The following is a 9502-nucleotide window of genomic DNA, read 5'->3' as shown; positions in this document are numbered from 1 at the left end:
GAGGGCAAGCGCCTTGTGATCCGTTGCGAGTGACCGGGGTCCCTCCGGTCGTTGCGCGCGGAGGCTGGAACCTGGCATGGTCCTGGGGCCGTGATTGGGTGGTTCGACCGCATGCGATCGCGCGCCCTGGTCCATCAGGCATGCAAGCCTCTTTGCCGGGTCCCGCGACTGCAGTTTCCGCGAAGCGGACCTCTCCCCAGAAGGTCCCGCTGTACGGAGCGCCAACGCCGCACCGGCGCTAATCGGTCTTGAGCGGAGCCGGGCTGACGTCGTCCGCCGGCGGCGGCGCTGGAAGGCCTGGCAAGGTCGCCTCGCTCCACACCGGCCGGTCTTCATCGACGGGATCAAGGCCGCGGGCGCCCGCCTGTGGTTCCTGCCCAAATGCTCTCCCGACCTCAAATCCCCATCGAACAGACATTCACCAGGATCAACCACCCGATGGGCGACGCCCGGAAACGGAGCCTCGAGGACACCTGGCGACATGTCGGCCACCTCGTCGCAACCATCCAACCCAACGAATGCGCCAACAACTTCGAAAATGCCGGACACGCTTCTGCCAAAAACAGGAACGCTCTCGGCGAGCACGGGCTACCGCCCGGCCTCTTCGCTCCTTCCGGCAAAAAAATTCCACACGCGGGAGATGTACCGCTAAGCTGATGGGCTCTCTCTTTCTGGAGTGATCTCGGCCGTTTGCACGAGGAAGGAATGTCGAATGCCGCGGATGATTGCCTGTCTGTTGATCCTTCTTTCCGGCGCGACCCTCGGATCGATGCCGATGCCAGCGGTCGCGCAGGAATGCGAAGCGGGCACTACGATGGGCGGACCGTCGGACAACCGGCGCTGCGTTTCGACGGTATTTCGTTATCTTGAGCCAATTCGCACCAAGTTGCCGTCGCGGGATTCCGAATACCGGCTCGACATCATCGAAGAGGATATCTCACCGGCTGGCGGCAGGGTGATCATCCAGACGAAGCACATTCCGGCGGACTGCATCCAACGGACCGAATACGCCTGGCAATACGACCGACCGCTCGACCGGATAACCGTGGGTGACGCCTTCGTCATCACCTATTCCCGGGAGCTTCTGGTCGACGAATGCAAGAATCCGGGAACGCATTTCTCGGTGATGGAGGCCACGGGCTGGAACCACACAAACATCGTTTTTCCCGGCGAGTTCTACGCGGCGATGGGCGGGCCTGATCAGATGGAACCGTCGGGGAAATGCCAGAATCTCGGATTCGGACTGTCCGGCGACAATCCCGGCCGCATCTTTTCCCATGATGGCCCACCCGGTGCGTCCAAGACCTATGTCGCCGGCGAATCCGGTGACTTTCGCAGTGGCCGGCCCGAGGAATGCGGGGTCGCGATCATGCAGATCATGATCAGTGCCAACAAAGGCGGCCAATATTATATCCATCAGACGTGGCGCCAGCAGCCGGCGGGCTCGGACGGGGGCGGCTATGGCGGCGGCGATCCTGATCCGGGCGACCAGGCGGAGAACGAACCGTCGGTGTGCGGCGACAAGCCTTCGGAAGAAGCGTTCCTCGGCCGCTGGGAGTTCGCCGAACCAAACGAAGCGATAGAGTTCGGAGTCGGCAAGGCTGTCTTCGGCGCGGATGGAAGCGGGCGCTTCGAGGAACTCAGCTTCGATGGCTGCACCGTCGACGTGATCTGGATTGCCCAGGGCGGCGTGAAATGCGCCTGGAACCTCAATGGAAGCACGTCCTGGGGGCGGGCCCAATTCACGGTTGGATCAGACGGGAAGATGACCGGCCTATGGGGCCATTGCGAACAAGAGCCGACCAAGGACTGGAGCAGTGATGGCGGCAGCGGCACGCTGACCGTCGCTGGAGGGGATCCGGAAGAGCCGACTCCAGCGGCGCCGGTGCCACCCGGCCAGGAGGTCGTTACCCCCGGGTTGCTGAACGGCGGTGAAGGCCGAACCTGCACGGATCAATGGATTGCCGAGGCAACCCGGCGCCTCAACATCCACGACGGCGGGCCAAGATACAACGCTCGCAAGCCCTGGAGCGTGAACCAGTATGGCATCGTTGTGGGGAAGGGAATCGAATCCGCCTACGAACCCGACGACTGGGCTGAGAAGGGCGGAACCCGAGAGACCTGGATGTGGGCAACCTACTCGAACGAGGCCGAATACCCCTTCGGCGGCATGGTCGGGAATGCAAGAGTGCCCGGGTACCGGTGGTTCATGCGCCAATGCCTCGGGACCGGGGATGCTAGCGACGATCCCTCGGTGGTTCTGGTATCTCCCCCGCCCGGTCCGGAAGAGCCCGCGCCCCCCGGCGAGGGGCCGCCGGCGGCAGGTCCTGGAGCGGGATCTGACGGAACGCCGCAATTCGGCGAGATCGCGTGCGCGGATTGCGGGTCCGCGTCGATCACGCTCGGTCAGTTCTCGTTTTGCGCATTATCGCATGTGTCGTCGGGCGGCGCGAATTCGAGTTGCACCGTTACCTTGCGCGACGGCATATGGGAACTGGTTGCGTCTGATCCCGCCAATGACCAGTTCGGTGGCCGGGCACAAACCTGCGCTGCAGTCTGCACCAATTTCTAGACCGGGCTTCGGCTTCTCTCGATATCCGGGGATTTCCATCCGAGGTAGAATTCCGGCGCTGATTCGCGCTGAGGGGAAGCTTATGAACAAGGCTATTGCTGAATTTATCGGAACATTCACGCTGGTGCTGTTCGGCTGCGGCGCCGCGGTGATCGCGGGACCGGCGGTCGGGGCGACGACGGTCGGCGTGCTGGGGATCGCCTTCGCCTTCGGCCTCGCCATCGTCGCGATGGCCTACGGCATCGGCCAGATCTCCGGCTGCCACGTGAACCCGGCCGTGAGCTTCGGCGTGCTGCTCGCCGGGCGCATGGGCGTCGGCGACTTCGTGCAATATGTGATCGCCCAATGCCTTGGCGCGATCGCCGGCACCGCGGTCCTCTACCTGATCATGTCGGGCAAGGCGTCGGGATGGGACGGCGGCCTCGGCCAGAACGGCTGGGGGGCCGGCTATTTGGGCGAATACGGCCTGGTCTCGGCGCTGGTCTTCGAGGTGGTCGCCACCTTCGTGTTCCTGGTCGCGATCCTCGGCGTCACCGCCAAGGGGACCCCGGTCCATATCGCCGGTTTCGCCGGGATGGCGATCGGCCTGACGCTGGTGTTGATCCACATCGTCGGGATCAACGTGACGGGCGTCTCGGTCAACCCGGCGCGGAGCCTCGGTCCGGCGCTGTTCGTCGGCGGCCAGGCCCTCGCCCAGCTCTGGCTGTTCATCGTCGCGCCGCTGGTCGGGGCCGGTGTCGCCGGGCTCCTCTACCGGTCCGGCGCGCTGTGGAGCGAACCCGCTTCCTAGCCGGGCGCCGTCGAACCTGCCGCCGTTTCGCGGCGGCGGGTTTCAGTCCGCCGGCTTGGCCAGTTCATGCTCGATCGACTGGATCAAGATCTCGTCTTCCGGCGTGACGTTCGGGTCGAAGCGGGCGGCGACGCTGCCGTCGCGGCCGATCACGAATTTCTCGAAATTCCACCGGATATCGGCGCCGGGTTTCTTCTCGGTGCCGGCCGGAACGATCCGGATCGGCTGCGCCTCGGTCAGGAGGTGGTAGAGCGGGTGCTGTCCGTCACCCTTGACGTCGATCTTCGAGAACATCGGAAAATCGACGCCATAGATGCTGCGGCAGAATTCGAGGATCTCGGTGTCGCTGCCCGGTTCCTGTTCGCCGAACTGGTTGCTCGGGAAGCCGAGGACCGCGAAGCCCCTGTCGCGATAGGTCGCATAGAGCTTTTCGAGGCCTTCATATTGCGGAGTCTTTCCGCACTCGGAGGCGACGTTGACGATGAGCAGCACCGAGCCGGCATAGTCGCCGAGCGTGGTATCGCCGCCGTCGATGCGGCGGGCGGCTATATCGTAGATGGGAGCGTTCATGGGGTGATCCATAGCGGTCGGGATTGAGGGGCTCGACGGGAGGGCTGATCAGTTGCCGGTGCCGAAGACGCGCCGGAATATCTCGTCGACATGCTTCACATGGTAGCCAAGATCGAAGAGCGCTTCGAGCTCCGCCTCGGGCAGGATGTCGCCGACGGCGGGATCGGCCTTGAGGAGGTCGAGGAAGCTGCCGCCGCCCTCCCAGACCCGCATCGCGTTCCGCTGGACCGCGGCATAGGCGTCCTCGCGGCTCATGCCGGCCTGGGTGAGGGCAAGCAGCACGCGCTGCGAATGGACGAGGCCGCCGAGGCGGTCGAGATTGGCCTGCATCGCATCGGGATAGACGAGCAGGTTCTCGATCAGGCCGGCAAGCCGGGCGAGGGCGAAGTCGAGCCCGATGGTCGCATCGGGGCCGATCACCCGCTCGACCGAGGAATGGGAGATGTCGCGCTCATGCCAGAGCGCCACGTTCTCCATCGCGGGGACGGTCGCCGCCCGGACGAGACGGGCGAGGCCGGTCAGGTTCTCGGACAGGACCGGATTGCGCTTGTGCGGCATGGCCGAAGAGCCCTTCTGGCCCGGCGAGAAGAACTCCTCCACCTCGCGCACCTCGGTCCGCTGCAGGTGGCGGATCTCGGTCGCCAGCCGCTCGATCGACGAGGCGATGACGCCGAGGGTGGCGAAATACATCGCATGGCGGTCGCGCGGGATGACCTGGGTCGAGATCGGCTCCGGCCTGAGGCCAAGGGCGCGGGCGACATGCTCTTCGACCCGCGGGTCGATATTGGCGAAAGTGCCGACCGCACCGGACAGCGCCGCCGTCGCGACTTCCTCGCGCGCCGAATGCAGGCGCCGGCGCGCCCGGGCGAACTCGGCGAAGGCGTAGGCCATCTTGATGCCGAAGGTGGTTGGCTCGGCGTGGATGCCATGGCTGCGGCCGATGCAGACGGCGTCCTTGTGCTCGTAGGCGCGCTTCTTGAGCGCGGCGAGCAGCCGGTCGAGGTCGGCGGTGAGAAGGTCGGCGGCGCGGACGAGCTGGACGCTGAAGCAGGTGTCGAGGATGTCGGAGGAGGTCAGCCCCTGATGGACGAAGCGCGCCTCCGGCCCGACGATCTCGGCGAGATGGGTGAGGAAGGCGATGACGTCGTGCCGGGTCTCGCGCTCGATCTCGTCGATCCGGGCGACATCGAAGACGGCCTTGTCGCCGCGCTCGCGCACGACCCGTGCCGCCTCGGCCGGCACCGTCCCGATCTCCGCCATCGCGTCGAGCGCATGCGCCTCGATCTCGAACCAGATGCGGAAGCGGGATTCCGGCGACCAGATGGCGGTCATTTCGGGGCGGGAGTAACGCGGGATCATTCGGGGAGCCTTCTGTTGCAGGTCGCCGGCAAGGACCAGGGCCGTCAGGATGCGGGGAGGGGGCCGGTCACCGCCAGGAAGCGGCGATCATAACCCTCGAAGCCGTATGAGAAGACGTTGACGAGGACGACGAGCACAGGCTGGCCGGCGGGGGGAAAGAAGATGTCGACCTCGGAAATGCCGTAGGAGAGCGGGCAGCGCCGGCTCTTCGGGAGTTGCTGGTCGTCCTGGAGAACATGCGGCTTGCCGTCCGGGTCGGTGAGCGTCAGCCGGAAGCCCTGGAACGGCTGGCCGAGGTCCATGTCCGGGCAGTCCGGGGCCGGCAGAGCGACTTCGTCGAGCCGCAGCTCGTAGGGCTTCTCCGACGTCGGCAGCGAGTAGTCGCGGGTCCGGAACGAGACGAAATGCGGGTCGGCCGAGGCCTCGGTAATCGGGTTGCTGGCAAGCACCGAGCCCGGTTCGTCGACATGGCGCGAGGTGAGGATCGGGCGAGCCTTGTCCAGGGCATCGCCGCGCACCGATTCCAGCGACGTCGTTTCGTCTTCCGACAGGACGCGGATGGGCGTGCCGCCGACCCACTGGTCGGTCGCGGTGTCGATGACGTAGATGCTGGAATAGGGGAAGCCGGACCCGTCCTGGACGCCGTATTCCTCGAAGGAGAAAGTCCGGCCGTCGGGCGAAAAGCCGAGGACGAGGGACATGGCATTGTCGGCCGCCGCGACCGGACCCTCCGATATCGGGAGCAGGGCAAGGAAGCCGAGTATGGCGAGCCGCATGGTCAGACCCTTTCCCTGTCCTGGCGCCGGTCCGCTCAGCCGGCGACGGCCGCTTCGCGGATCGCCCTGATATTGGCTGCGTAGGACCCCTTGAACACCGCCGATCCCGCCACGAGGACATCGGCGCCGGCCGCCACCAGTGCGCCGGCATTCTCCGGCGTCACCCCGCCATCGACCTCGATGAGGATATCGCGATCGCCGATCATCTCACGCACCGCCGCGACCTTGGCGAGCGAACCGGGAATGAATTCCTGGCCGCCGAATCCCGGATTGACGGACATCACCAGCACCAGATCGACCAGGTCCAGCACATAGGAGATGGCGTCGACCGGGGTCGCGGGGTTCAGCACCACGCCGGCCTTCCTGCCGAGCGCGCGGACGGTCTGCAGCGAACGGTGGAGATGCGGCCCCGCCTCGACATGGACGCTGATCCGGTCGGCGCCGGCCTCGGCGAAGGCGGGCAGGAACGGATCGACCGGCGCAATCATCAGGTGAACGTCGAGCGGCTTCCCGGTTATCCGCCGGACGGCGGCGACCACCGGCGGCCCGAAGGTGATGTTGGGGACGAAATGACCGTCCATGACGTCGACATGGATCCAGTCCGCCCCGGCGGATTCGACGGCACGGACTTCCTCGCCGAGACGCGAGAAGTCGGCGGACAGAATCGACGGTGCGACGAGCGGATGACCAACCATTGCGGGCGCGGCGTAGCACGAGGCCTTGCGCCGTGCAATTCCGCTTCGTCCACAGGCTCGCGCGGATTGCCGCCATCCCTGGCCTCGCATAGCCGGGCAGCAAACATCACCACCTGTCGTCCTCCGGCTCGACCGGAGGACCGTTTTCCGTCCGCCGCGGGGAGAGGGACGACGCGGCGCGGGCCTTCATTGCCCCCGCATGTGATCGCGGGGTCCTCCGGTCAAGCCGGAGGGCGACAGTGAAGACGGGGGGAGGGAGCGTGCCGATCGGGCGTTTCGAGGCCGCCCCGGCCGTCAGCTGAAGCGTCGGCGCCAGGTCGGCAGGAGGTCGCCCTCCGCGGGGGTTGCTTCGTAAACGCCACGGGCGATGGCCCGTGCCATGCAGGCCGAGGCGGCGGCGCCGATCTCGATCAGCTCGAGGGCGGCGTCGCCGAGCAGTATCCGGCCGGTGGAGAGGGCAAAGACGAGATCGCCGTCAAACGGCGTATGCGACGGCCAGATGGCGCGGGCGAAACCGTCGTGGGTGACCATCGCCAGCCGCTTGGCCTGGGCCTTGGTGAGGATCGCGTCGGTGGCGATGACGGCGATGGTCGTGTTGGCGCGGGGCGCGGCCTGCAGCTTGTGGCGAAGCGCCGTCGCGTCCGGCGGAAGAGGGGACGGGAAACCGGCCGCGCCGAACTCGGCGTCGCACTCGAAGGGCGCGGCCCAGAAGTGCGGCGTGTCGCCGATCGTCACCTGGCCGACGGCGTTGACGGCGACGAGGGCCGCGACCGTGACGCCGCTTGAAAGGCGCGTCGAGGCGGACCCGAGTCCGCCCTTGAGGTTGGCGGTCGTCGCGCCGGCGCCCGCTCCGGCGCTTCCGAGCGCAAAGTCGATGCCGGCGGCGCCGACCGCTTCGCGCCCCAGCCACCGATACGGGGAATCCTCGCCCCAATCCTTGTCGCCGCCATTGACGAGGTCGAAGAGGATGGCGGCGGGCACCAGAGGGACGCGCATGCCGGCGACCTCGAAGCCGCGTCCGGAGCCGGCAAGCGAGGCGGCGACGCCGCCCGCGGCGTCGAGGCCGAAGGCGGAACCGCCGGAGAGCACCACGGCGTCGACCCGGTCGACCGTCTGTTCGGGCGAGAGGAGGTCGGTTTCGCGGGTTCCCGGCGCGCCGCCCATGACGTGGACGGAGGCAACCGCCGGCTCCTCGCAGACGACGACCGTCACGCCGGACTTGACCCCGCGGTCATCGGCATTGCCGACCAGGAGGCCGTCCACGTCGGTCAGGCGATTGGCGAGCGGTCGTTTCACCATCCAAAGCTAGCCCAGGCACGGGGCAAAGAAAAACCCCGGCGTCGCCGCCGGGGTTTTCCAAGTTCGGTTCGGATACGATCCTACATCTTGTCGTCGACGTAGTCGTATTTGCCGTCTTTCCACTCGTAGAAGACGTAGCCTGGGATGTTCACGTCACCCTTGCCGTTGAAGCTGAACTCGCCGAGGACGGTGTCGAAAGTGCCGTTCTCGAGTTCGGCGACGACCGGCTCGAAGTCGGTGGTGCCGGCCCGCTCGACGGCCTGCGCCCATGCCTGGATCGCGCCGTAGGTGTAGAGCGCGTAACCCTCGGTCGTCCGGCCCGCGGCCTCGAGACGCTCGACCACCGGAGCGGCGATCGGGTTCTTGCGCGGATCGGGCGAGAAGGTCATCAGGGTGTTGGCGCCGGCATCGCCGGTGATCGACCAGTATTCGTCGGTGACGAGGGCGTCACCCGAGACCAGGACGGTATCCATGCCCTGATCGACCATCTGGCGTTTGATCAGGCCGGCCTCGGTGTGGTAGCCGCCGACGTAGAGCACGTCGATATTGGCTGCCTTCAGCTTGGAGACGAGGGCGGTATAGTCCTTCTCACCGGCGGTGTAGGACTCGACCATGGTCGGCTTCTTGCCGGCCGCTTCCATGAACTTCTGGGTCTCGTCGGCGAGGCCTTTGCCGTAAGCCGTCTTGTCGTTGATGATGGCGATATTCTTGTCGCCGAAATGCTTGGCAAGATACTCGCCGGCAACCTGGCCCTGCTGGTCGTCGCGACCGCAGACCCGCATGATGCCGGGGCCGGGACGCTCGTCGGTGAATTTCGGATTGGTCGAGGCCGGCGAGATCTGGATGATGTCCTCATCGGCATAGACGTCGGAGGCCGGGATCGACGATCCCGAGCAGAAGTGGCCGGCCATCAGCTTGATGCCCTTGCCCGCCATCTGATTGGCGACGGCCACGGCCTGCTTGGGATCGCAGGCGTCGTCGCCGACCTCGAGGACCAGCATTTCTCCAAGGACGCCGCCGGCGGCGTTGATGTCCTCGACCGCCTGTTCGGCGCCGGCCTTCATCTGCGCGCCGAAGGACGCGTATTGACCGGTCATCGGGCCGGCGGTGGCGATGGTGATCTCGGCATGGGCCGAGCCGGCCAGCGCGACGCCCATCGACAGGGCGACACCGGCTTTGATCAATGTCTTCATTAAGCTGCACTCCCGTGACAGTGGTGACGTTGCTTTTAAGAAGATGCGGGATCCGAATGGATCATATCGGTCGAGACTAGCCGGTTGTCATTTTGCACGCAACGCGTCGATTCTCATCCTTCCGGACTGGACTGACGGTATCCGGCGCTTCAGGCCGTGTCGCGTCCGGCCGGAGGTCGGGAGCGCCAGGAGAACGGGCCGGACCGCTCGTAGAGCCAGCCATATTGGGATGTCATCTGGCCGGCGCG

General features: G+C 66.2%; 9 protein-coding genes and 1 pseudogene. 3 read left to right on the top strand and 7 right to left on the bottom strand.

What is annotated here, in order from left to right; translation table 11 throughout:
• Positions 1-238 precede the first annotated feature (238 nt).
• From KDJ86_RS11035 to KDJ86_RS11025, 3 genes and pseudogenes are all read left to right on the top strand, one after another.
• Positions 239-561, top strand: a pseudogene (locus KDJ86_RS11035) (hypothetical protein); the annotation flags it as partial.
• A 151-nt stretch (positions 562-712) separates the two neighbouring features.
• The gene (locus KDJ86_RS11030) at positions 713-2572 is read left to right on the top strand and encodes a hypothetical protein (RefSeq protein WP_291745528.1); all 1860 of its coding nucleotides are present in this window, start codon (positions 713-715) and stop codon (positions 2570-2572) included.
• Between the two features lie 82 nt (positions 2573-2654).
• Positions 2655-3362 carry an aquaporin gene (locus KDJ86_RS11025; RefSeq protein WP_291745526.1) on the top strand — a complete coding sequence of 236 codons (708 nt, stop codon included), beginning with the start codon at positions 2655-2657 and terminating at the stop codon, positions 3360-3362.
• Between the two features lie 42 nt (positions 3363-3404).
• Here KDJ86_RS11025 and KDJ86_RS11020 read toward each other — a convergent pair whose 3' ends face one another.
• The 7 genes from KDJ86_RS11020 to KDJ86_RS20590 all read right to left on the bottom strand — a co-directional run.
• Positions 3405-3932, bottom strand: a complete 528-nt coding sequence (locus KDJ86_RS11020) for a glutathione peroxidase (protein WP_291745524.1) — start codon at positions 3930-3932, stop codon at positions 3405-3407.
• Between the two features lie 48 nt (positions 3933-3980).
• A complete protein-coding gene (gene purB / locus KDJ86_RS11015) occupies positions 3981-5291 on the bottom strand; it encodes an adenylosuccinate lyase (RefSeq protein WP_291745522.1) in 1311 nt (436 codons plus the stop codon).
• Between the two features lie 44 nt (positions 5292-5335).
• Positions 5336-6067 carry a DUF2259 domain-containing protein gene (locus KDJ86_RS11010; RefSeq protein ID WP_291745520.1) on the bottom strand — a complete coding sequence of 244 codons (732 nt, stop codon included), beginning with the start codon at positions 6065-6067 and terminating at the stop codon, positions 5336-5338.
• A 35-nt stretch (positions 6068-6102) separates the two neighbouring features.
• Positions 6103-6762, bottom strand: a complete 660-nt coding sequence (rpe, locus tag KDJ86_RS11005) for a ribulose-phosphate 3-epimerase (RefSeq protein ID WP_291745518.1) — start codon at positions 6760-6762, stop codon at positions 6103-6105.
• Positions 6763-7056: 294 nt separating this feature from the next.
• Positions 7057-8061 carry a P1 family peptidase gene (locus KDJ86_RS11000; RefSeq protein WP_291745516.1) on the bottom strand — a complete coding sequence of 335 codons (1005 nt, stop codon included), beginning with the start codon at positions 8059-8061 and terminating at the stop codon, positions 7057-7059.
• Between the two features lie 80 nt (positions 8062-8141).
• Positions 8142-9254, bottom strand: coding sequence for a branched-chain amino acid ABC transporter substrate-binding protein (locus KDJ86_RS10995; protein ID WP_291745514.1), 1113 nt, complete (start codon positions 9252-9254; stop codon positions 8142-8144).
• 149 nt (positions 9255-9403) lie between these two features.
• Positions 9404-9502 (bottom strand): DUF6867 family protein (locus tag KDJ86_RS20590; RefSeq protein WP_367116785.1); only part of this gene is annotated, 99 nt, incomplete at its 5' end.

The sequence above is a fragment of the Bauldia sp. genome (genome assembly GCF_020442045.1).
Classification (GTDB): Bacteria; Pseudomonadota; Alphaproteobacteria; order Rhizobiales; family Kaistiaceae; genus Bauldia.
Note: the sequence above shows the minus strand (reverse complement) of the source record. Positions and strands in the feature narration are given on the sequence as shown.

What these genes read in the sequence shown, in the direction of transcription:
- KDJ86_RS11030 (WP_291745528.1), top strand. Translation starts at nt 713, where the DNA reads ATGCCGCGGATGATTGCCTGTCTGTTGATCCTTCTTTCCGGCGCGACC.
- KDJ86_RS11025 (WP_291745526.1), top strand. Translation starts at nt 2,655, where the DNA reads ATGAACAAGGCTATTGCTGAATTTATCGGAACATTCACGCTGGTGCTG.
- KDJ86_RS11020 (WP_291745524.1), bottom strand. Translation starts at nt 3,932, where the DNA reads ATGAACGCTCCCATCTACGATATAGCCGCCCGCCGCATCGACGGCGGC.
- purB (WP_291745522.1), bottom strand. Translation starts at nt 5,291, where the DNA reads ATGATCCCGCGTTACTCCCGCCCCGAAATGACCGCCATCTGGTCGCCG.
- KDJ86_RS11010 (WP_291745520.1), bottom strand. Translation starts at nt 6,067, where the DNA reads ATGCGGCTCGCCATACTCGGCTTCCTTGCCCTGCTCCCGATATCGGAG.
- rpe (WP_291745518.1), bottom strand. Translation starts at nt 6,762, where the DNA reads ATGGTTGGTCATCCGCTCGTCGCACCGTCGATTCTGTCCGCCGACTTC.
- KDJ86_RS11000 (WP_291745516.1), bottom strand. Translation starts at nt 8,061, where the DNA reads ATGGTGAAACGACCGCTCGCCAATCGCCTGACCGACGTGGACGGCCTC.
- KDJ86_RS10995 (WP_291745514.1), bottom strand. Translation starts at nt 9,254, where the DNA reads ATGAAGACATTGATCAAAGCCGGTGTCGCCCTGTCGATGGGCGTCGCG.